Below are 23,300 nucleotides of genomic sequence, written 5' to 3'. Positions count from 1 at the left end.
ATCTAACCTTATTTCTTTTTAAACAAATCGTATTTTAAACCAAAGTTCAGGCGTTTTTCGTAGTACTCCATTTGCATGGTTCTTCCTTTTACACCTTGATAATAACGCAATGGCTGATTCGTGATGTTGTTTAAATTTACATATAAACTCAATTGTTTTGATAACGCTACGTTTGCATTGAAATCTAAGAAAAACTGTTTGTCGTAGTAACGATCTTCGAATGCACGACCACCAATTTCATCAACATAAGCATCAGAGAAGTTTCCTGATAAACGCACGCTAAAGTGTTTATCGGCGTAACCTAACGATCCATTAAGCATATTTGGCGCAGTGTTAGGTAAATCTAAATCGGTACGCTCTTCACCATCTTCGTTATAAATACCATCGGTATCAGACGATAAATACGTATAGTTTAAATAAATGCTGAAGTTTTTAGCAAAACCTGGTAAGAAATCTAAACGGCGTTGCAAAGACACCTCTGCCCCAAAAACTGTTGCGCCGTTACCATTTAATGGTTTGTAAACTTCAAAACCGTTTTCATCTTCAGAAACATTAGTATAAATGAAATCTTGAATATCCTTATAGAACACACCTCCCGATAATAATCCGACAGATTTAAAATACTGCTCTGCCATAATATCGAAGTTCATCGAGGTTGTTGGATTTAGTTCTGAATTTCCGAAGTAAATCTCCTCATCTTCATTATTAATTTCCTGATAAGGCACTAAATCTACATAGTTAGGACGTGCTAAAGTGTTTGTCCATGCAAAACGTAACACGGTATTATCGGCCACATTGTATTTTAAATGCACACCCGGTAGTAGATTTGTATAACTCCCTTTACCTTTAACAACCTGAGTACCATCGTAATCACCATCTTCGTTAAATACCAATGTATTTCCCTCACTATCAATAGCTGTATGCTCTAAACGCACACCTGCTAATACGGTGAATTTATCTGAAAATTGCTGATTTAACATCGCATAGCCAGCGTATACATTTTCGTTTACATCGAAGTTAGCTGTTAAATATTCATCTGGAAGATCTTCCCCTTCAAAAAGACTACTGTCGTATAAGTTTAAACCTCCTAAATAATCTTTCGAAGCGAAACTACCTATCTGATACTGACTTCCGGCAAGGAAATCGTTATCTGAATAATTTCTTGTTGGAATATCGCCTAAAAGCTCTAATGCTCCGGTTTCATCGCTGTATTCCATAAAGTCGTTATTCCTGTTTTTATTTTTTAAACGACTTTTGAATCCGAATTTCAAAAATCCTTCCTTATCGCTAATTAAAGTCAGTGGAGCTTTAACATTTACAAAGAAATTTACATCCTGTTCTTCGGTATACTGATTTTCTTCTGAAATTTCATCAAGTTCAAACAACCTGAAATCTGAATCTGTTGCACTTAAAGGCGTAAATAACGGCTTATCTCCATTGTTATTGAATGCTACTCCATATTCGCTTTCATACTCTAAATAACGCTCATTTAAACGCTCTTCAGAAGCTTTCGAATACGATGCCATCCAGTCTAATTCTACACTACCAAATAAGTGATCTCCGCTTAAGCTGTAATTTTGCATACGCTGATCTTCTAAACGTGCATTTTTATTACGTCCGCCATCAATACCTCCTTTGGTTTGGCGTTTCGCTTCCACAGGGAAACTGGTTAAATTTCCGTTAGCATCTACTGAAAAATCTCCATTACCAATATCTTCTCCGTCTAAAATTTCATTTTCCAAACGAAAACGGTTTTCGCGGTCATCCCTCCAGTTATAAATCGATTTAAAATATATGGTGTTATTTTCGTTTAACTTATAATCGAAGTTAGCAGAGAAACTTCTGCGAACACGTTGCACTAAATATTCTCTAACCTCAAATACTTTCGCATACGGGTTTACTACAACTTCCTCTAAAATATCCTCTCCTTCTGAATCTTGAACCCCAGTATTGTATTCAAACTCATCTTCCCACTCTGCTTCAACGTTATCGCTACCAAAATCATTATCGTTGATAGATGCTGAAACCATCCATCCGAATTTATCATTTTTAGAACGGTCTCCCACTAAAAACGAACCGTTTAAGATGCGCTTATCTGTAATGAAATTCACTCCAGAACCTGCCGTAGCAGATAAGCGAAAACCTTGAGGTGATGTTCTGGTAATTAAGTTTACCGATCCACCAAGGGCATCTGCATCCATATCTGGCGTTACAGCTTTATTTACCTCGATAGTTTGAATCATGTCTGACGGAATTAAATCCATTTGCACATTACGGTTATCTCCTTCAGCAGAAGGAATACGACTTCCGTTTAAGGTTACCGAGTTTAATTGTGGTGATAAACCACGAATGATAATGTTTCTGGCTTCACCTTGATCGACCTGCATGGTAATCCCTGGAATACGTTTTACCGCGTCTCCAATATTAGCATCAGGAAACTTACCAATCTGGTCAGTCGACACAATGTTGGTAATATTTTGTTTATTCTTCTGCGTGTTCAAAGCTCTCGCTTGTCCTCCCAAACCATAACCTGTTACCAATACTTCTTCCAGTTCTGTTGACTTAGAACTCATAGTTATGTTTAAAATCACCGTTTGATTTGCTTTAACGGTTACTTCATTTTCAACGTTGGCGTAACCAAGAAAACTTACAATTAATTTTTGAAGTCCTTCGCGAACTTCTACAAGTGTATAAGTTCCATCGAAATCGGTCACTGCTCCTTTATTAAAACCTTGTACTGCAACAGTAGCACCTGGTACCGCAATACCGTTTTCGTCGGTAATGACCCCCTGAATATTTCCGGTTTGTGAAAAGCTACTGAAAGAGATTCCCAGTAACATTAAAAAAACTAAATAGTGTTTCATTTTTAAGTTGATTATTTTTAGTTAAATTCTAGGAACAAAACTACCTACCAACACACTCAATTAGCTAAAGCCTATGTTAACAAACCGTAACAAATCATAGTATACAGGGTATATTACAAAGCAACATTAACATTGGCACAACATAGCGTTAAGATTAGCTACACATTAGCCAAATACACATCTAACTTTTCTTTTGGTTGAAGTGGTAATTTTTTTCGCATTCGATAACGCGCAATTCGAACGCTATCAGGTGTGATATGAAGTATGGATGCCATATCTTTTGAAGATAAATTCAAACGGATGAGCATACATAAACGTAAATCGGACATAGACAGCTCTTCAAGGGCCTCTGCTTTTAATTTCTCAAAGAATCCGGGATGAATTTTTCCGAAAAAGCCTAACAATTCACTCCATTCATTTTGCTGAGATAATTCTATTTCAATATCCTTTGACAAGCTTTCAAGTTTATTCTTAATTAACTCACTATTTCTATCTTTTAGGCTAGCTAAAGTTCTTGAAACTTCAGAAAGCATTTTATTTTTTTGAGCCAGATTTAAACTATAATTCGTTAAGGCTGAAACCTGAATATCAATTTCACGTTTTAACGCTTTTTCTTTGGCGATCTTGCGTTCTAAATCGGCTTCTAATAATTGTTGCTCATATTGAATAATAGTGCTTTCCTGCTTTTTTTTCCGTTTAAAATAAAAAAGAATGATGATGAATATCACCGTTAACGCAACGCTACATAACAATATAGTGAGTTGCCGCGTTTGACTCAACTGGTTTTGTTTATTGAGTAATTCTACCTGAGTTTCCTGTTCTTTAACCTCATGTAAAATTTGCAACGAGCTAACCAATTCGGAATTATGGCGTTTCAATTCTTGTTCATTAGCAATGGTCTGGTCGGTTAAATAATGATATGCTTTATCAAATTCCCCCATTTCAGCATATGTCCTGGCCAGATCTTTTAAAGCACTTTCTTCCTGCGAACCGTTTTTTGTTTGTCGAGCCAACTTTAACGCCTGTTGCGTATATTCAAGTGCCTTCTCGTATTTTCCTAATTTTCGATTGACATCCCCTAAATTATTAATGATGTTAATCTTAATATCGGAATTACTATGTTGCACATAATTGAAAGCCGCTTTGAAGTATTGATATGCTACATCATATTGTTCTAAATCTTCATAAATACTTCCGATGTTTTCATTAGTAACAGCAAGCCCTAGACTATCATTTAATACTTTAAATAACTCAAAACTTGTCGTTTCATAACGTAAAGCATCTTCGTAGCGTTTTTCCTTTTCGGCAACACTTCCAAACAAAGCGTTAGTTCGGGCAAGACCTTTTTTGTAGTTCAATGTTTTTGAAACCTCTAGGCTTTGCTTTAAATACAATTGTGCCTCTTCAAATTGTTTGAGACCATGGTGAATTTCGGCTAACTGATTGTTGAGATAGACATAAACCGTATCTGTTTTACTGTAAAACGATTGTGCCATATGGTATTGTTTTACAGCCTCGCTATCTAACCACAAATTCTTATAAAAATCACCTAATCTAATGTATTCATGAGCGATACCAACAGAATCCTTCTTCTTTTGTGCCGATTGCAATTGATTCTTTAATCGGCTGAATTTTAAATCAACTAAGTGAGACGTTATTGTATCAGACTGTGCATTAATTGGAAAAGACAATGCAACAAAAAAAGCAACTAAAAATAGTTTAATATAAGTCAAAACTGGAAATTTCTTTTAAAACAAACCTTAAAGAAACATCCTGTATATGACTTAAATGTGTATTTAATATTAAGCTATAATTATTAAACACAAAAACCCTTCCTGTAAACAGAAAGGGTTAATATATCTTAAAAAGAATAGTTTCTTAAGCTTCGAAAGGCTCTATAGAAACGTAAGACTTATTGTTTTTCTTTTTAGTAAATTTTACAACGCCATCAACTTGAGCGTGTAAAGTATGATCTTTACCTTGGTAAACATTTTCACCTGGGTGGTGAGTGTTACCTCTTTGTCTAACGATAATGTTTCCAGCTAATGCAGCTTGACCACCAAAAATCTTAACACCTAATCGTTTCGATTCTGATTCTCTACCGTTTTTCGAACTTCCGACTCCTTTTTTATGTGCCATTTTATTTCGATTTTATTTTATTATTAACTTAAAGCAGCGATTAATTCAGCTTTCTTCATTGTAGAAAATCCTGAAATATCTTTTGCTTTCGCCATTTCTCTTAATTCAGCAACAGTTAAAGCGCTTAAATCTTGAGAAGCTTCAGCTTTAGGAGCTTCTATTTTTTTCTCAGCTTTAGCAGCTGGTTTAGCACCTGAAGCAACGATACTTTCAATAACGATCTCAGTTAAAGCTTGTCTGTGACCATTTTTTACACGGTAACCTTTTCTACGTTTCTTCTTGAAAACTATTACTTTATCACCTTTAAGGTGTTTTAAAACTTTTGCTCCTACTTGAGCTCCGTTTATAGCTGGGGCGCCTACAGTAACATTGTCACCGTCGCTTAAAAGAAGTACATTATCAAAAGATACTGCTTCACCTTCTTCGGTAGCTAAACGATTAACAAAGACTTTCTGGTCTTTTTCAACTTTGAATTGTTGCCCTGCTATCTCTACAATTGCGTACATAGCGTAACGTTTATTAATTAATTTTGTTATGAAATACTACTCGCCCTATAATAGGCGGGTGCAAATATACTGCTAATTAATTAATTAACAAACGTTTTATTAAGTTTGCGTGCTATTTTTTAAAAATTGCATAACTGCCAGAGTAGCAATGACCGTTGTAGCCAATCCCATGATTAAAACCACAAAGGTAACTAAGCCTGTATCAGCATCTAACCCGCCTTTAAGTACTTTAAATAATTCTGATAAAAATCCAGCATTAATTTCGGTAATGTAAAATAAAAAGAAAAAAGTAAATAAAATGGCTGCAATAAAACCTGTAATAAGTCCGGTTTTAAAACCTTCTCCATACGAAAACGCTTCTGGTTTTTCTAGTTTGGTGAGCTTAATGGCTTCATAAATACCAAAGGCAGTGATAACCGCATTAAAAAAACTAAACGCCGGATAAATGTGCCTGTGGAACAATGCTAAAATTAAAAAGTAAGCAATTAATACAGCACTAGTGACTAGGCCAAATCGGATAGGAAGAGCTATTTTTTTCATTTTTACCAAAAATTAATTCACTTAAATTTCGTAAAAATTCCTGAATAATAATAATTTAACCCCAATTATTATTCACTGTAAATCCGACTATTACTCCCTTTTATGCACTAAAAAAACACCTAAAAGAATCACAAAACCAGCAACAGCCTGCGTAAAACTAAAACGCTCTCCATCTAAAAATCCCCACATTAAAGCGACAATCGGCATCACATACGTTACCGATGATGTAAACACAGGCGTACTAATTTTCACCAATTTATTGAATAAAATTTTAGCCATGGCGGTTCCAAAAAAGGACAAAGTTGTTATATAAATCATAGACATCCCGAATTCCGGGTTAGCAAAAGTTTCTCTAGAAAAGAAATCCACAAAAAACAACATGATTACGGCAGGAAAAAAGATGATGGTATAATTACCAGCTGCGATAGTAAGTGGTTTTACATTATGTAAATAACGCTTGATGATATTCACATTGAGTCCATACATTAATCCCGATAACAGAATAAATCCGGCATACCAGTAGTTTTGATTCGGATTCAACTCGGCTCCATTCAACATTAAGACACAGGAACCAATAAACCCAACAACCAATCCTAAAAACTGACGTTTTGAAGAGGGAATATTAAAAAATGTCAAGCCCAACCAAAATGTATGCATTGGCACTAAAGAATTTAATACCGAAGTTACCGCACTATCAATCTCAGTTTCCGCTATAGCGAATAAGAAGGCCGGTACAAAAGACCCTACCAAACCTGAAACCGCTAACCACTTCCACTCATTTAGCGTCACGGTTTTCAATCCTCTAAACCCTAAAGTCAATAAAATAAGAGAAGTGATTAAATTTCGTAAAACCCCAAGTTGCATGGGCGTTAAGCCTAAAAGTGACTTTTTGATTAGTATAAAAGAACTTCCCCAGATTACTGAAAGTGTAAACAAATACACCCACTTTAAATTATTCGTTTTCACCAAGCATTTTATTTAATGCGCGCAAAATTAAAGCTTCTAAATCCATTAAACCGTATTATTTAGTAATTTTGTTCCCATAACACCTTTTAAAATCATTGAAAATGAAAAAGATATTCCTTGTTGCAGTAGTGACACTTTTAACTTTTAGCTGTAAAAATAAAGTTGAAGCTGAAATAAAAACTATAGAAGTTGCAACGACCAGTACTACTCAAAAATTAGATCCTAATGCGACTTACGCTAAAGCTGAATTTAACGTTGATGGTATGACATGCATGATAGGATGTGCTAAAACCATTGAAAAGAAATTAGCTAAGATGGACGGCGTAAAATCGGCTAAAGTAGATTTCGATAAAAAACTAGCGATGGTTGAATACAACGACGCCATTGTTACCCCTGAAAACTTAACAGAAACTGTAACTTTGGTTAGCGACACTTATAAAGTAAGCAACATGAAAACCGTTGAACATTTTTCAACTGAATAAACCTGACACAAAGCCCTGTTGCGTTACAATACATAATAACTAAAAAAAACGTCTAGAAATCTAGACGTTTTTTTATTTCCACCTTAAGGTTTCCATAATATGCTGAATATCTTTTTCAAGATAATTTGCTGCTGGTAAAATAGAATCGTAATTAGGTTTCGCGTAAAAATACAACGACCCTGTTAAAAAGTGATTCACACTATCGGTAACATAAAACTGCGCTGGTGAAGCCACATCACCTTTTACTTCAGAGAAAACACCATAAACTCTCTCTTTCTTGTTTTCAAAAGGAAACATTGGAGGAACCTCTTCTGCTTTAATCATGTGCTCTATAGTTAGCTTTTCAGCATCACGCAAATACTTTTCCAATACTTTTTTATCATTATTAACAGCCTTATACGTAATAAAAATTGTTCCCTTCATGGAAGGGTATTGCAAATCAACTCCATAACTTTCAACAGACGATCGCATAGGTTTTACATTAACTTCGGTTGCCAACTTATTCGTTTCAAAAGAAAATGGCAAACCTGTAAAATCTGGCCGGCTGTATTTATGCTCGGGGTAATCTAACCTTAAAAAAGCTTTAGGCTTAGGAATATAATCTTCGCCACAAGACACACACAATACAATTAATAGGAACAAGTAAATATTATACTTCATCAAGAATGGTAAATTTAACGAGCTTTATACGTTTCTTATCTAAAGCTTCAATTTTAAAAACGAAATTTTTAAAATTTATTTTACTGTTTAACTTCGGAAAACTTTTTGAAATCTCTAACACAAAACCTGCGATAGTTTCGGCTTCGCCTTTATTTTCCTCGAAAATGGTTTCATCTTCAATTTTAATAATCTTATAGAAATCTTTCAGTGCCGTTTTACCTTCGAATACAAAATTACGGTCATCGAGTTTTGAATAGGTTAAATCCTCATCATCAAACTCATCACTAATGTCTCCAACAATTTCTTCAATAATATCTTCCAAAGAAATCAATCCAGATGTTCCCCCATACTCATCAACCACAACTGCTAAATGGACTTTTTTCTCCTGAAATTCTGCCATTAAATCATCCAGTTTTTTGTTTTCAGGCACGAAAAATGGCTCTCTGATTAAAGTTGTCCAATCAAACTGTTTTCTATCGATATAAGGCAACAAATCTTTTACGTAAAGTATCCCCTTAATGTTATCAATATTATCTTGAAATACCGGAATACGCGAATACCCATTCTCAATGATTTCAGGTAAAATATCGGCGTACTTCTGTTCTATATTTAAAGCAAAAATATCGATTCTCGGACGCATCACCTGTTTGGTATCTGTGTTACCAAACTGCACAATGCCTTGCAAAATTTTGTGTTCTTCTTTAGTGGTGTCTTCTTCACTTGTTAACTCTAAAGCCTGAGATAACTGATCGACACTTAAATTCGACTTTTGTTTTCCTAATTTATTATGAATTGCTATGGTAACACTTCGCATAGGCAAACTTAAAGGTGACAATAACACATCTAACACCTTAAGCGGATAGGCCATAAATACAGCAAACTTCAGATTATTTCGGCTGGCATAAATTTTAGGTAAAATTTCACCAAATAATAAAATTAAGAAGGTTACAATAACCACCTCGATAATAAACTTAATTAATGGAGATGTTATTCCTGAAAATAAAAATTCACTTAAATAAGCAAACAGAATTACCACTGCAATATTAATGAAGTTATTAGCTACAAGAATGGTTGCCAGTAATTTTTTAGGGCGATCTAATAAATCTGAAATAATTTGAATCCGTCTGGATTTCTCTTCCAAACCTTTCTCAATATCACTGCGCGAAAGCGAGAACATAGCTACTTCAGCACCAGAAATAAGTGCGGAACAACATAGCAGTATAAATAATAACACAAAACCAAATACAATTGAGTAATCAACTGCGGCTATTAAACTACTAAAACTGGCGGGCTCAGGGTCCAAATACTAATATTTAAGTTAAACATAAAAAACACTTTTAGTGTTTTCTTTTTAAAACGGAAGATCATCGTCTTCTAAAGGCTCGCTCGAAACAGGTTTACTTTCAACAGGCTTTTGAGGTTGTGACACACTTGGTGAATTACCCATTTGTGCTTCACTTTCCTTTTTAGTGGTTAAAAACGTAAAGTCGGTACATTGAATTTCAGTAGAGTAACGTTCATTACCCGATTCGTCCTGCCATTTTCTGGTTTTTAAACGTCCTTCAATATATACCTTATCTCCTTTGCTTAAATACTTTTCGCAAATTTCGGCGCCTTTATTTCTGACTACAATATTATGCCACTCTGTATTAGTCACACGCTCGTTAGTTTGTTTACTAACATAGGTTTCGTTAGTTGCCAAAGGAAAACGTCCTACGCATCCACCCCCTTCAAAATAGTGCATTTTTACCTCATCGCCTAAGTGACCAATTAACATAACTTTATTTAAAGTTCCAGACATATATATTGTTGTTTATACAAAAGCAAAATTACAGAATTGCTTTTCATTAATAAGAATCGATTTCCATTTTTTTAAAATTAACAAAAAAATGCGACTGGCAATAAATTACCGAATTAAAAATCAAAAGCTTCAATAAAATTTCCTATTAAAATAGGTACCGCATAATCTGTTACCGTTTCAAATGACACACCTTCATCAATACTAGAATTAAGCTTGACAATCCAGAATTTCGTATGCAAATGCTGATGTGATAATTTATGCACAATCGTTTCCTTATTATATAACGATAACTCAAACGGTTTATCTTTTAGTATTGGGTGGGCCTTAGCTAATTCTAAAACATCTTCAAAACTGGCCTTTGATTTGGTTTCTAATAAAGGAAACTGATACAGATTTTGCCAGATTCCTTTTCCCTTGCGCTGTTCTAATACCGTTTGATTGTTTTCAGAAAGTATGACTAAAAAATTAAAATATTTCGTTTTCGCTTTATTGGCTTTCAATTTTACGGGCAGATTTTCTACTTCACCTTTACTATATGCAATACACTTATTAATAAAAGGACAGGTATCACAATTTGGGTTTTTAGGTTTACAATGCGTTGCCCCAAACTCCATAATCGCCTGATTAAAGGTCGCCGGATCTTGCTTATCAATAAGCTCCTGAGCCAAAGCTTTAAATTCCTTTTGTCCTTGAGTGGTATTTATAGGTGTATCGATGCCGAAATAACGCGACAGCACACGATACACATTACCATCAACCACAGCTGAAGGTTCATTAAAACAGATAGAAGCTATGGCACTGGCCGTATAATCACCCACACCTTTTAATTTTAATAAGGCCTTATAGTTGTCTGGAAACTTTCCGTTCAGTTCATTGGCTACATATTTTGCTGTTGTATGTAAATTCCTCGCTCTGGAATAATATCCGAGACCTTGCCATAATTTTAACACCTGACTTTCGTCGGCTTCTGCTAAATGAAAAACAGACGGGAATTCGGCGGTAAATGCGCGGTAATATGGCAGTCCTTGCTTCACTTGAGTCTGCTGTAAAATAATTTCTGATAGCCAAATATAATACGGCTCGGTGGTTTGTCGCCATGGTAAGTCGCGCTTATTATTTGAGTACCAATTGTTTAAAGTTTTATAAAATATCATCAATCAAATAAATACAGCAAACAAAAATAAACGTTTATAATCTTAAATTTTAATGAATTAGGTTTGAAATATTGAATATTAAATTCCTATATTTGCATCCCTTTTAAAATTATAGTAATCTAAAAAAATATATTAAAATGACGAAGGCTGATTTAGTAGCAAAAATTTCTGAGAAATTAGGAATTGAAAAAGGTGATGTTCAAGCGACGGTTGAAACATTTATGGAAGAAGTAAAATCATCTTTAGAAGCGGGAGATAATGTTTACTTAAGAGGTTTTGGAAGTTTCATCATTAAAACTAGAGCAGAAAAAACTGGTAGAAACATCTCTAAAAACACTACTATTAAAATACCATCTCACAACATTCCTGCATTTAAGCCTGCTAAAGTATTTGTAGAAGGCGTTAAAACTAATGTAGAAGTTAAATAACGAAACATTTAAAAGAAATTATTAATTTAAAAAACACTATTTATGCCAAGTGGTAAAAAACGTAAGAGACATAAGGTTGCTACGCACAAGCGTAAGAAACGTAGACGCGCTAATCGTCACAAAAAGAAAAAATAATCAAGAAAAGTAGTTAATAGCTACTTTTTTTGGTTTTTACAAAACAAAACGTTCTTTGAAATGAGTTCAAGAGAATGTGGGTACATTTTGTGCCTTCCCTGAACTCCACGGATTTAAAAAATCCTGTGAAATCTGTTGCTATTACTGGCCTCAGATTAAAAAATTAAGTATAATCCATCTGTACCATTTAGGTTTTAGGTTTTGGGTTTTAGGTTTTTAGCTTATAGAGTTTCAAACATTTAACATTAAACTTTTTAACTAAAACGTATGGATAAAAATTAACTAAATGGATAAAGAATTGATCATTAGATCTAGTTCCGATGATGTTGATTTTGCCTTATTGAAAGATGGAAAACTAATTGAATTACAGAAAGACGAAGGTGGTAATAACTTTTTGGTTGGTGATGTGTTTATAGCCAAAATAAGAAAAGCTGTTCCTGGTCTAAATGCTGCATTTGTTAATGTAGGTTATGAGAAAGATGCCTTTTTGCATTATCATGATTTAGGACCAAAACTCCCTTCCCTTTTAAAATTCACAAAAAGTGTAAGCACAGGTAAACTAAAAGATTTTTCTTTAAAAAATTTCCCATTTGAAAAGGATATTGATAAAGACGGTAAAATTGCCGATGTCTTAAAATCAAATCAGTCGCTATTAGTACAAATAGTAAAAGAACCAATCTCTACCAAAGGCCCTAGGATAAGCTCTGAGCTATCTATTGCCGGTAGATATATTGTTTTAGTCCCTTTTTCTAACCGTATTTCTATTTCGCAAAAAATAGAAGACAAAGAAGAAAAAGAACGCCTGAAACGTTTGGTTAAAAGTATCACGCCTGCCGGGTTTGGTATTATTGTACGTACAGTAGCACAAGGCAAAAAGGTAGCTGAACTAGATAAAGATTTACAAAATTTGCTGAGTCGTTGGACCGCAATGTGTAAAAAGCTACATAAAGCCCATCATCCAAGTAAAGTGTTAGGTGAAATGAACAAAGCCTCGTCTATATTACGAGACATTTTTAACGACACCTTTACAGCAATTCATATTGATGATGAAGAGCTTTACTTTAAAATTAAAGATTACGTGCATGAAATTGCACCTAACAAAGAATCAATAGTTAAATTGTATCAATCAAACGTTCCTATTTTCGAAAAATTCGGAATAGAAAGACAAATTAAAACCTCGTTTGGCAAAACCGTATCTATGGCGAAAGGTGCTTATCTGGTAATAGAACACACCGAAGCCCTGCACGTTATAGATGTAAACAGCGGTAACCGTTCTAACAAAGCCAACAACCAAGAGGAAACCGCATTAGAAGTTAACCTAATCGCCGCTACCGAAATTGCCCGACAACTGCGTTTACGCGACATGGGAGGCATTATTGTAGTCGACTTTATAGACATGACCAATGCAGAAAACAGGCAGAAGCTCTTCAACCATTTCCGCGACGAAATGAAAGACGACAGAGCGAAACACAAAATACTGCCCCCTAGTAAATTTGGATTGATACAAATTACAAGACAACGTGTACGCCCAGAAATGAACATAAAAACTAGGGAACAAAACCCTGATGAACTTATGGAAAATTCAGAGGTTGAGGCACCAATAGGTATCGTGCCTAAAATAACTCACGATCTTGAAAAACTATTAAAAAAAGACTATAAAAAGTTGACTTTAAACACACATCCTTTTATAGCAGCCTTTTTAACAAAAGGTTTTCCATCTATACGTTCAAAATGGTTTTTTGAACATAAAAAATGGGTGAAAATTTTACCAAGAGATGCTTACACATACCTAGAATATCACTTTTTCGATAAAGATGGTAATCAGGTTAAATAATCTTTTTAAAACCCCTGCTAGTTCTAGTTAGGGGTTTTCTTTTTTATAGCTATAGCGTTACCCTCCGGGTCGGGCTATACGCTCCATGTCCTCGTTCGTACCTCACTGTGGGCTTTCCGCTGTTATCCCTAACGCAAATTTATCCATACAAATTCAACTGTTATAACTATCTTAGAAGGGCTAATAGGCTTTTATGATTACGCTACTCAGAACAACCTCAACCAACAACGATTTCATCGCGTTGGTTAAACTCCTCGATACCGATTTAGCTAAACGCGATGACGACGACCATGCTTTTTACGCACAATTCAACAAAATAGACTCCATTAACTATGTGGTTGTTGCTTATAAGGATAACGTTCCCATAGCCTGCGGAGCTATTAAACCCTGCAATAGTACAACTATGGAAATTAAGCGTATGTACACCGCCGAAGATTACCGCGGCAAAGGCATTGCTTCTTTAGTACTTGCCGAATTGGAGCAATGGGCTTCACAATTATCGTATACCACCTGCATATTAGAAACTGGTATTAAACAACCCGAAGCTATTAAACTTTATGAAAAAAATGGCTATCAGAACATACCAAATTACGGCCAATACGCTGATGTTTCAGAAAGTAAATGTTTCGAAAAACACTTAAATTAATCTCCAACATAAACACAAAATGGAACACTTAAAATATCCAATAGGTAAGTTTAAATCTCCTGAAATTATTAACGAAACACTAATAAAAGAGTGGATAAAAGCAATTCGTGATTTCCCTACACAACTCAAATTAGAAATCAAAGATTTAACTCCATCAGATTTAAAAAAAACTTACAGACCCAACGGATGGAACATTATGCAAGTGGTTCACCATTGTGCCGACAGCCATATGAACAGCTTTATCAGATGTAAACTTGCCCTAACCGAGGATACGCCAACCATAAAACCGTATCATGAGAATCTTTGGGCGGCATTACCTGATGCTAATAATCCTTCAGTAGAAAGCTCGTTAATCATTTTAGAAGGTTTGCATCAGCGATGGACTCTTCTACTCGACAGCCTAAATGCAGACGATTTAAACAAAAGCTATTTTCATCCAGAATCTAAATCCTTTGTAAACCTAAAAACGACTATTGGTATTTATGCCTGGCATTGTGAACACCATTTAGCACACATTAAAATTGCTAAAACCTCTTAATGTCCAAGTAAAATCTCACATAAAAACCCCTGCTAATTCTAGTTAGGGGTTTTCTTTTTAGCACTATTTTTTTAATAATTATAAACGACCTTTCTTCCGTTTAATGGTTGCTCATTACGATAATTGTTAATAGGCATATTACTTTTTAACTTTAAAACCTCATCCACCGAGAGAATCATAGGCTCCTTAAAAACAATCCAGTTTACTTCCTCGGTACAAGGTGGAGTTGTTAACGATCCTTGATAAGAATAATATTGTTTCTCATTCAACAATAAACCAGACAAATCTACATGCTGATTAATTTCTTTAAACGCACCTTCTTTTAAAGGTAAAAAACTCTCAAAAAACTCAAACAGCGAGCTCTCATCTCCCTCTTCTCCTAAAACTCCTAGAACCGTAATTTGTCCTGATTTATCAAGATGCACTAAATGCATTTCTATTGGATAAACAATACCATTAATTTTATGCTCGGAAGGTTCATGAAAATGAATCTGCTTTAAATATGATATATTATTATTGTAATTAATAGAATCCCCTAATTCAAAATCAAATTGAATCGAATGCCCGTTGTTCTCCACCTTACTTATAAAAGTTGTTGCATTATAAAGTATTTTCAAATTAGTTTGCTTTGCCGAATCTACATCTTTGTGTATAATGTTTATCGGCGATTGAAATTCACCTCCACAAGACGAATTCCGTTTTATTTCTTCCCAATGCATAGGCGAAGTTTCTCCGGAATAACTCCAATGCTTTTCAGTATGCAAAGCCAAATCCTTTGAATTGTTAACTGTATCATTACATGAAACGATAACCAAAACAAAACACAGATAATTAAAAAATCGAGTAATCATAATTAATAAAAGATGGTTAATATCTTCAAAATTACTTCTCGAATGTCCTTAAAAAGCTAACTTTTATCAGGTTAATAAACACCCAAAACAAAACTTATTAACTATTTCGTTTTCGGAGAGAATTAAAAAACACCTTTTATTTATACAAAATTTTAAAAACGATTTTAATTATAAACAATATGGACTAAAAGTTCATTTGAATTACACCAAATAAAATCTAACTTTAAATTTTAATTTATAGATATTAATCAACCCATGTTTTCAACCTTTTCATCCATTCGCTATTTAAAAACTATTATAATACAAAGCCTACTGATTATTCTTCTTTTAGTAACAATAACCTCTTTAAAGAATAATTTCAATTGGAATTTATTAGCTGTAAGCATCTTTATCCTTTTCATTTTTCTCATAACTTACTATGAAGAGATTGTAATCAATGAACATACATTGCAGTTAAATCGAAAATACGTTTTTGGACTTATTAGTTTTAAAACAAAATTTAAATTATCTGAAATTAAAGAAATAGAGGTAGAAGGAAAGTTTACTAAAAAATCTGATTTAACCGAAGACCTATTAGATCTGTTTTTACCTGTACATGATTTTCAAAATAGTCTATATATAAAAACCATTCAAAATACAGAACACAAATTCAATCTTCACATTTATAAAGAATATTTAGATCAAGTTATAAAATTAGTAAAACAAAAAGCCTAGATTAATATCCAGGCTTTTAACTTTTTAAGTTGCAGGGTTAGGAATAACTGCATGTACATTATTAATTTTCTCTAAGACTTCTTTACTTAGTGTCAAGTTAACTGAATCTATATTTTCCTTTAATTGCTCCATAGAGGTTGCTCCTATTATATTACTGGTTACAAAGGGTTGCTGATTCACAAAAGCTAAACTCATTTGTGCTAAAGTCATATCATAATCCTCTGCAATCTTCATGTATTGTCTCGTTGCCTCGGCACATTGCTCACTGCTGTAACGTGCAAATCTTGGAAACAACTTTAATCGGGAATTATCGGCTGCAGTTCCTTTAATATATTTACCAGAAAGCACACCAAAAGCCATTGGCGAATACGCTAACAAGCCAATTTGTTCACGCATAGAAATTTCAGCTAAATCACCTTCGTAAGTTCTGTTTAATAACGAATAAGCATTTTGAATAGTTCTTACACGTGGTAAACCATGTGTTTTCGATTCTTCCAAGAAACGCATCGTTCCCCAAGCTTTTTCGTTGGATAATCCAACATGACGGATTTTACCAGCCTTAATCTGTTCCTCCATTTTATGCAAGACTTCATTAAAATTATCCGTCCATTCATCATCCGGATTATGCACATAATCGCGTTTACCAAAGGTATTCGTTTCTCGCTCTGGCCAGTGAATTTGATAGATATCAATATAATCGGTTTGCAGACGTTTTAATTCTCTATCTACTGCTTCAGCTATCGAATTACCCTGAAGACCAGTTGTTCTAATATGTGCGGTATAATCACTTGGACGCCCAACTATTTTACTCGCAATAACCACCTGATCGCGATTCTCGCGTTTCTTTAACCAGCTACCAATTATCCTACTGGTCTCTCCCTGGGTTTCCGGACTTGCCGGCACCGGATACATTTCAGCGGTGTCGATAAAATTAACCCCTTGCTCTAAAGCATAATCGAGTTGCTCATGACCTTCTGCCTCGGTGTTTTGGTTTCCCCAAGTCATCGTACCCAGACAAATTTTACTAACTTTTATATCGGTTTTCGGTATTGTTGTATACTTCATTTCTTTTAATGTTTTCTGTGAAGATTTAAGCTTTAAAGATAAAAAAACCTTTCAGCTTACGGGAAGCTGAAAGGCTTAAATCTATGTTAATCTTATAATGTTGTTACTCGTTTAAAAGTTTAGATAGCTCATCTAATTTAGGGGTTAAAATCACTTCTATTCTACGGTTTTTAGCACGCCCTTCCGGTGTTTCGTTACTTGCTATCGGTGCAAATTCTCCCCGACCAGCTGCCGTTAAGTTTTCAGGATAAATATCGTCGTTTTCGGCTAAAATATTCACAATAGCTGTAGCTCTCTTCGTGGATAAATCCCAGTTATCAATTAATGGTCCGTTTCCAGAATACGGCACGTTGTCGGTATGTCCTTCAATTAACACGGCAATATCCGGATTTTGTCCTAATACACTACCTAACTGTTGTACCGCACGGCGACCGTCGACACCTACCGCCCAACTTCCTGAGTTGAATAATAATTTATTTTCCATAGATACATACACTTTTCCGTCACGTTGTTCTACGGTTAAACCTTTACCTTCAAAGTCGGTTAAAGCTTTAGAAATCGCATCTTTTAAAGCCGTCATAGCTTCTTCTTTTTCAGCGATAAGACGTTCCAGTTCTGCCACACGCGCAGAACGTTCCTCTAACTCCGATCTCAACTTCGCTAAACGTGTAATCTCGGCATTCAAAGCTTGCTCTTTAGCATCTAATTCTGCTAAAAGTTCGCGATTTTTTTGAGAGTTGGCTGCAATCGCTTTAGAACTGTTTTGTTCTAAGGCTTCATAAGAAGCTTTCAGATTATCTAAATTTGTTTTAGCTGCATTGTAATCATTTTCTAACCTATCACGCTGCTCTACCGCTCTTGCATAAGAATCTTTTAATTTATTAAGTTCGTTTTCACAAACCGTTTTATCATCTAAAAGGGTTTCGTTTTCCATTAATAACTTACGATTCTCCTTTTTTAGACTATTATATTTATTTTCTAAATCTTTATACACTTTTGGCGATACACACGAGGCTAAAAGCGATAAGGTGAATGTGGCTAAAACAAATTTTTTAATCATGTTTAAGTTCTATTTTGGTTTCTGTTATTCAATTTCTACTAAAATCGGACAATGATCACTATGCACAGCATCCTTTAGTATAACGGCTCTTTTTATTTTTTCTTGTAACGGTTCGGCAACCATCGCATAATCTAAACGCCAACCTTTGTTATTGGCTCTCGAATTAGCCCGGTAACTCCACCACGTATAATTATCCGGCTCTTTATTTAAGTGTCTGAACGAATCTATAAAACCACTATCGATAAAACCACCAATCCATTCACGTTCGGCTGGTAAAAACCCGGACACTTTACTCAATCCTTTTGGATTATGAATATCCATTTCTTCGTGACAAATGTTATAATCGCCACAAACAACCAGATTAGGCACTTCCTTTTTCAAGTTATTGATGTACTCCTGAAACATATCCATATACTCAAACTTATGATCTAAGCGTGCATCATTAGTTCCCGAAGGCAAGTACAAACTCATCACCGAAAGTCCGTCAAAATCGGCTCTAAGGTTTCTTCCTTCTGCATCCATTGAAGCAATTCCCGTGCCATACTCGACATGTTTCGGCTCAATTTTACTTAAAATAGCCACACCACTATATCCTTTTTTTTCAGCACTAAACCAGTAATTGTATTTATAGCCTAATTCTTCAAACAAATTTACATCTAATTGCTCCTTTAAAGCCTTGATTTCCTGTAGACAAATCACATCTGGATTTGCACTTCTTAACCAGTCTAAAAACCCTTTACTTATTGCCGCCCGAATACCATTTACGTTATAAGATATTATCTTCATCTTGTCTTTTAATATTTTACTAATCACTTATTTGCCTGTAAATATGATCATACTAAAGCTAATAAGTCTATCTAATTTCTGCTAAATTAAATAATGCGTTACTTTTACACTACAATTTTGCGGTTCATTTAACAAAAACTATTCACAAAATATTTTAAATAATTTGCTGTTTAAGTAGTACATGAAATTTACAGTTTTCCTTTTTATGTTTTTTGTTAGTTTTTGGGTGATGGCCCAAGAAAAAAACGCGACTTATAAAACCAAAAAGACAGCTGTAAACGAAACCATCACGATCGATTCGGTGAGTATTAACCCAAATTATTTTTCGATTAAAACCCTTGACAACCGACTTATTGACTCTACATATTATACGGTAGATTTTCCCAAAGCGACGTTACGCTTCAAAAAAAGCATAACTTCAGATTCGATTATAATTAACTATTTAAAGTTTCCTGATTTTTTAACCAAGACTTATAAACAGTTAGATGAAACTATTATTGTTGAGAATACCGATAACCTTCAAAAACTCTATCAACTATCGCAACCCAATACGAATAAAAACTATATCCCTTTTGATGGTTTAACCACTTCGGGAAGTATTTCTCGTGGGGTTACGGTGGGTAATAACCAAAACTCGGTATTAAAAAGTGAACTGGATTTACAGGTTTCAGGAAAACTAAACGACAAAATAACGCTACGTGCCTCGATACAGGATGCTAACATTCCGCTTCAGGAAAGTGGCTACAGCCAGCGTCTGGATGAATTCGATCAGATTTTTATTGAATTAATTAGCAATAAATGGAATGTTCGCGCTGGCGATATAGATTTAGAAAACAACACCTCTTACTTTGCCAATTTCTCAAAACGGGTTCAGGGATTACTCGTAAATGCCGATGTTGGACGCGATGAAAAACAAACGCAGCTTTTTGCTGCCGGAGCTCTGGTTCGCGGGCAGTTTACACGAAGCCAGTTTACGGCTCAGGAAGGCAATCAGGGTCCATACAAATTACAGGGGCAAAACGGCGAATTATTTGTCCTTATCGTCTCTGGTAGTGAAACCGTTTATGTGAATGGCAGCGTGGTACAACGTGGCGAAAACAAAGACTATATTATAGATTATAACGCCGGTGAAATCATTTTCAACTCCACCTTCCCTATCACTTCCGAAATGCGAATAACGGTAGATTATCAATATAGCGAACGTAATTATTCTCGCTTGGTCGCTTATGGTGGTGGGAATTTTGAAAGTAACAAGTTAAAACTTGGTGTTTCAGTTTATTCTGAAAATGATGCCAAAAATCAACCCTTACAACAAAACCTATCTGAAGATCAGGTGCAAATCTTATCACAAGCTGGAGACGACCGCACACAAATGGTTGCCCCTTCTGAAATTCAGGAACCTTATAACGACAACCGCATTTTGTACCGAAAAGAAGTGATTAACGGTATTGAAGCTTTCGTGTTTTCAAATAATCCTGATGATGAATTGTATCGCGTGACCTTTTCTCAGGTTGGAGCCAATCAAGGCGATTATATTTTAAGCAGCACGAATGCCATTAGTAATATTTATGAATATGTTGAACCTCAGTTAGGTGTTCCGCAAGGAAATTATGCACCTGTAGTACAACTTGTGGCGCCTACCAAATTACAAATAGCCGTTTTAAACGGAAGCTACACCCCTACCGAAAATACCAATATCGATTTTGAAATCGCCGGAAGTAAAAAAGATTTAAACCTGTTTTCAAATCTTGATGACACTAACAACGACGGCTTTGCCGGAAAATTAAAAATCACCCAAAGCATTATAAAACAAGATAGTCTTTGGAATTTAAATGTCTTTGTTGATGGTGACTATATTCAGAAAAACTTTAATACCATCGAGCGCTTATATAATGCCGAATTTAATCGCGATTGGAACTTAAGCGACCTAAACGGAAGGACCATTATTAACGATTATAACAACCAGAATTTACTAAGCTCAGGGCTGAATTTGTTTCATCCAGAAAAAGGTAATATGAACTATCAGTTTCAAAACCTCGGCTATTCTGGTTTTTTCAATGGTAACCGACATCTGGCAAACGTAAATATGAATTTAAATAAATTCAATATTCAGTCGTATTCCAGCCTTTTAGATGCAAATTCAACCATTAATACTTCAACCTTTTTAAGATCATATAATCGCATCACCTACAGCATGAAATGCAGTTGGCTGGGCACTAAACTCGCTATTGAAGACAACGAACAGCGCGAACTTTTAACCGATTCACTAACACCATTAAGTCAAAAATTCAAATCATACGAAGTCTTTTTTGGTGTGGGAGACAGCTCTAAAATTTTTACTGAAATTGGCTACAAAAATCGCGTAAACGATAGCATTAGAAACAACCAATTACAAAAAGTAAACACCTCAAACACCTTTTATCTCGATACGCGACTTATTCAAAACACCAATACCAATCTGGCTCTATATGCAAATTACCGAACCTTAAAAAGTACTGAAGCAGATATTCCTAATGAAAACTCTGTTAATTCCAGATTACAATTCAGCCAAAAGTTATTCAAACAACTTATCCTTTGGAACACCCTTTTCGAAACCAATTCGGGGACCTTACCACAACAGGATTTCACTTATGTAGAAGTCGAACCCGGACAAGGCACCTATACCTGGATTGATTATAACGGTAATGGTATTCAAGAACTGGAAGAATTTGAAATAGCTCAGTTTCAAGACCAAGGAAAATACATTCGGGTACTTCTACCAAACCGAGTGTATATAAAAACGCATCAAAACCGATTGAGTCAAACCGTTACGATAAATCCGGCACAATGGTCGGTTAGTGATAATAAGTCGAAAAAATTCTGGTCGCATTTTTATAATCAAACCAGTTATTTAGTCGACCGAAAATTAAAACGCGACGGCCATCGTTTTAATTTAAATCCGTTTGAAAATGATGAAGCCAATCAATTGGGACTTCAACTGAATTTTAGAAATATTCTGTTTTTCAACCGAGGCAAACAGCGTTACACAACATCTTACACCTTTCTGTCCAACCGAACACGAAATATACTTTCAACCGGTTTTGTAGAGAATGCTCTAAAAAGTCATCAATTTAATTTCAACCATAAAATTCAGGAAAGCTGGTTGATTACTTTACAATCTGATTTTGAGAATAACGAAAGTTTAAGCGAGAACTTCATCAGTAAAAATTATAATTTTGATGAAACACGCATGAACCCGAAACTGTCTTATTTACTTAACGACAATACACGCTTTGATCTCTATTATCAATACGCTAACAAAGAAAACACTATTGGTAGTTTTGAGGCTTTAAAGCAATCAAAATACGGCACATCATTCACCTTTACCAACAATCAAAAAAGTTCAATAATTGGTGAATTCAATTTTCTTTCAAACGATTTTTCAGGAAGTGCCAATACTCCTGTAGCCTACCAAATGCTGGAAGGTTTACAACCTGGAAAAAACTTCACCTGGAGTTTATTAGCTCAGAAAAAACTAACTACTTTTTTAGATTTAAACCTAAATTATTACGGACGAAAAACCGAAACCAGTAAAACCATTCACACCGGAACCATACAGTTGAAAGCTTACTTTTAAGCTTGTCTTAACAAAAAACACCTGTATTTTTCGTACTATTGTGGCAAAGTATGAGCAAAACAACCGTCATATTATTTTCATTTTTGATACTTATACAAAGTTTCAACATCAGCTTTGATGATTTTTCAAAGTTCAATACCTTAATTGAACATGCAAAATATCACAAAGAAGTATATGGCGACGATTTTTTTCAGTTTTTAGCCGAACATTATGGTAATGAGGTAGCGCCTCATCCAGACAGACCAGAAGACCATAAAAACCTTCCGTTTAAAGAACATCAGCATATGCTATGTCATTTAAACACAACGTTTATACTTAACAAGCATTTTTCCTATGATATTAAAATCTCGGAAGTCATAGAAAAACCAATAGACTCTTTCTACAAAGACCCCGTGTCTTTATTTGAAAAACCTTCTGTATTTCAACCTCCTAAAGCAGCATAATTCTTTATCAATTTTTATAACTATTTAGAACCTTAAGATTTTAAATAGTATTTTTAATTAATTTGATTACAA

Annotated in this window: 21 protein-coding genes and 1 pseudogene; 8 read left to right on the top strand and 14 right to left on the bottom strand. The window is 34.8% G+C overall.

Annotated elements, in window-relative coordinates:
• Positions 1–8: 8 nt before the first annotated feature.
• From ICJ84_RS01245 to ICJ84_RS01220, 6 genes are all read right to left on the bottom strand, one after another.
• On the bottom strand, positions 9–2,864 hold the full coding sequence (locus tag ICJ84_RS01245) for a TonB-dependent receptor (protein WP_188214546.1): 2,856 nt from the start codon (positions 2,862–2,864) through the stop codon (positions 9–11).
• Between the two features lie 158 nt (positions 2,865–3,022).
• The gene (locus ICJ84_RS01240) at positions 3,023–4,597 is read right to left on the bottom strand and encodes a tetratricopeptide repeat protein (RefSeq protein WP_188214545.1); all 1,575 of its coding nucleotides are present in this window, start codon (positions 4,595–4,597) and stop codon (positions 3,023–3,025) included.
• 145 nt (positions 4,598–4,742) lie between these two features.
• A complete protein-coding gene (gene rpmA, locus ICJ84_RS01235; RefSeq protein ID WP_188214544.1) occupies positions 4,743–5,003 on the bottom strand; it encodes a 50S ribosomal protein L27 in 261 nt (86 codons plus the stop codon).
• Between the two features lie 23 nt (positions 5,004–5,026).
• A complete protein-coding gene (rplU, locus tag ICJ84_RS01230) occupies positions 5,027–5,509 on the bottom strand; it encodes a 50S ribosomal protein L21 (RefSeq protein WP_188214543.1) in 483 nt (160 codons plus the stop codon).
• Positions 5,510–5,608: 99 nt separating this feature from the next.
• Entirely contained in the window at positions 5,609–6,049 is a 441-nt protein-coding gene (locus ICJ84_RS01225; RefSeq protein WP_188214542.1) for a DUF4199 domain-containing protein, read from the bottom strand.
• 90 nt (positions 6,050–6,139) lie between these two features.
• Positions 6,140–7,015 carry a DMT family transporter gene (locus tag ICJ84_RS01220; protein WP_188214541.1) on the bottom strand — a complete coding sequence of 292 codons (876 nt, stop codon included), beginning with the start codon at positions 7,013–7,015 and terminating at the stop codon, positions 6,140–6,142.
• Between the two features lie 101 nt (positions 7,016–7,116).
• Here ICJ84_RS01220 and ICJ84_RS01215 point away from each other — a divergent pair, with 101 nt between their 5' ends.
• The gene (locus ICJ84_RS01215) at positions 7,117–7,497 is read left to right on the top strand and encodes a heavy-metal-associated domain-containing protein (protein WP_188214540.1); all 381 of its coding nucleotides are present in this window, start codon (positions 7,117–7,119) and stop codon (positions 7,495–7,497) included.
• 72 nt (positions 7,498–7,569) lie between these two features.
• Here the strand turns inward: ICJ84_RS01215 and gldD are convergent, their stop codons facing one another.
• The 4 genes from gldD to mutY all read right to left on the bottom strand — a co-directional run bounded on the left by gldD (position 7,570) and on the right by mutY (position 11,112).
• On the bottom strand, positions 7,570–8,157 hold the full coding sequence (gldD, locus tag ICJ84_RS01210) for a gliding motility lipoprotein GldD (protein ID WP_188214539.1): 588 nt from the start codon (positions 8,155–8,157) through the stop codon (positions 7,570–7,572).
• Positions 8,147–9,460, bottom strand: a complete 1,314-nt coding sequence (locus ICJ84_RS01205) for a gliding motility-associated protein GldE (RefSeq protein ID WP_188214538.1) — start codon at positions 9,458–9,460, stop codon at positions 8,147–8,149. Before ICJ84_RS01205 ends, gldD begins: the two co-directional genes overlap by 11 nt.
• A 48-nt stretch (positions 9,461–9,508) precedes the next feature.
• Positions 9,509–9,958: a single-stranded DNA-binding protein gene (locus tag ICJ84_RS01200; RefSeq protein ID WP_188214537.1), complete on the bottom strand. Its 450-nt coding sequence runs from the start codon at positions 9,956–9,958 to the stop codon at positions 9,509–9,511.
• Between the two features lie 113 nt (positions 9,959–10,071).
• Positions 10,072–11,112 (bottom strand): A/G-specific adenine glycosylase, encoded by a 1,041-nt coding sequence (gene mutY, locus ICJ84_RS01195; RefSeq protein WP_188214536.1) that lies wholly within the window; start codon positions 11,110–11,112, stop codon positions 10,072–10,074.
• Between the two features lie 128 nt (positions 11,113–11,240).
• Between mutY and ICJ84_RS01190 the strand changes: the two are divergent.
• From ICJ84_RS01190 to ICJ84_RS01175, 4 genes and pseudogenes are all read left to right on the top strand, one after another.
• Positions 11,241–11,540: pseudogene (locus tag ICJ84_RS01190) on the top strand (HU family DNA-binding protein); the annotation flags it as partial.
• A gap of 421 nt (positions 11,541–11,961) precedes the next feature.
• A complete protein-coding gene (locus ICJ84_RS01185; RefSeq protein ID WP_188214534.1) occupies positions 11,962–13,509 on the top strand; it encodes an Rne/Rng family ribonuclease in 1,548 nt (515 codons plus the stop codon).
• Positions 13,510–13,702: 193 nt separating this feature from the next.
• Positions 13,703–14,155 (top strand): GNAT family N-acetyltransferase, encoded by a 453-nt coding sequence (locus ICJ84_RS01180; protein ID WP_188214533.1) that lies wholly within the window; start codon positions 13,703–13,705, stop codon positions 14,153–14,155.
• A gap of 19 nt (positions 14,156–14,174) precedes the next feature.
• The gene (locus tag ICJ84_RS01175; protein WP_188214532.1) at positions 14,175–14,693 is read left to right on the top strand and encodes a YfiT family bacillithiol transferase; all 519 of its coding nucleotides are present in this window, start codon (positions 14,175–14,177) and stop codon (positions 14,691–14,693) included.
• Positions 14,694–14,764: 71 nt separating this feature from the next.
• Here the strand turns inward: ICJ84_RS01175 and ICJ84_RS01170 are convergent, their stop codons facing one another.
• Positions 14,765–15,544, bottom strand: coding sequence for a carbonic anhydrase (locus tag ICJ84_RS01170; protein ID WP_188214531.1), 780 nt, complete (start codon positions 15,542–15,544; stop codon positions 14,765–14,767).
• A 255-nt stretch (positions 15,545–15,799) separates the two neighbouring features.
• Between ICJ84_RS01170 and ICJ84_RS01165 the strand changes: the two genes are divergently transcribed.
• A complete protein-coding gene (locus ICJ84_RS01165; protein ID WP_188214530.1) occupies positions 15,800–16,258 on the top strand; it encodes a hypothetical protein in 459 nt (152 codons plus the stop codon).
• A gap of 24 nt (positions 16,259–16,282) precedes the next feature.
• Here ICJ84_RS01165 and ICJ84_RS01160 read toward each other — a convergent pair whose 3' ends face one another.
• From ICJ84_RS01160 to ICJ84_RS01150, 3 genes are all read right to left on the bottom strand, one after another.
• On the bottom strand, positions 16,283–17,323 hold the full coding sequence (locus ICJ84_RS01160) for an NADP(H)-dependent aldo-keto reductase (RefSeq protein ID WP_188214529.1): 1,041 nt from the start codon (positions 17,321–17,323) through the stop codon (positions 16,283–16,285).
• 103 nt (positions 17,324–17,426) lie between these two features.
• Positions 17,427–18,383 carry an OmpA family protein gene (locus ICJ84_RS01155; protein ID WP_188214528.1) on the bottom strand — a complete coding sequence of 319 codons (957 nt, stop codon included), beginning with the start codon at positions 18,381–18,383 and terminating at the stop codon, positions 17,427–17,429.
• 24 nt (positions 18,384–18,407) lie between these two features.
• Positions 18,408–19,169 carry an exodeoxyribonuclease III gene (locus ICJ84_RS01150; RefSeq protein WP_188214527.1) on the bottom strand — a complete coding sequence of 254 codons (762 nt, stop codon included), beginning with the start codon at positions 19,167–19,169 and terminating at the stop codon, positions 18,408–18,410.
• A 181-nt stretch (positions 19,170–19,350) separates the two neighbouring features.
• Between ICJ84_RS01150 and ICJ84_RS01145 the strand changes: the two genes are divergently transcribed.
• Positions 19,351–22,785 carry a hypothetical protein gene (locus tag ICJ84_RS01145; RefSeq protein WP_188214526.1) on the top strand — a complete coding sequence of 1,145 codons (3,435 nt, stop codon included), beginning with the start codon at positions 19,351–19,353 and terminating at the stop codon, positions 22,783–22,785.
• An 83-nt stretch (positions 22,786–22,868) separates the two neighbouring features.
• A complete protein-coding gene (locus ICJ84_RS01140; RefSeq protein WP_241748657.1) occupies positions 22,869–23,228 on the top strand; it encodes a hypothetical protein in 360 nt (119 codons plus the stop codon).
• Positions 23,229–23,300: the final 72 nt, after the last annotated feature.

The sequence above is a fragment of the Aestuariibaculum suncheonense genome, assembly GCF_014596935.1.
Classification (GTDB): domain Bacteria; phylum Bacteroidota; class Bacteroidia; order Flavobacteriales; family Flavobacteriaceae; genus Aestuariibaculum; species Aestuariibaculum suncheonense.
This window is presented reverse-complemented; position numbering and strand designations above follow the sequence as displayed.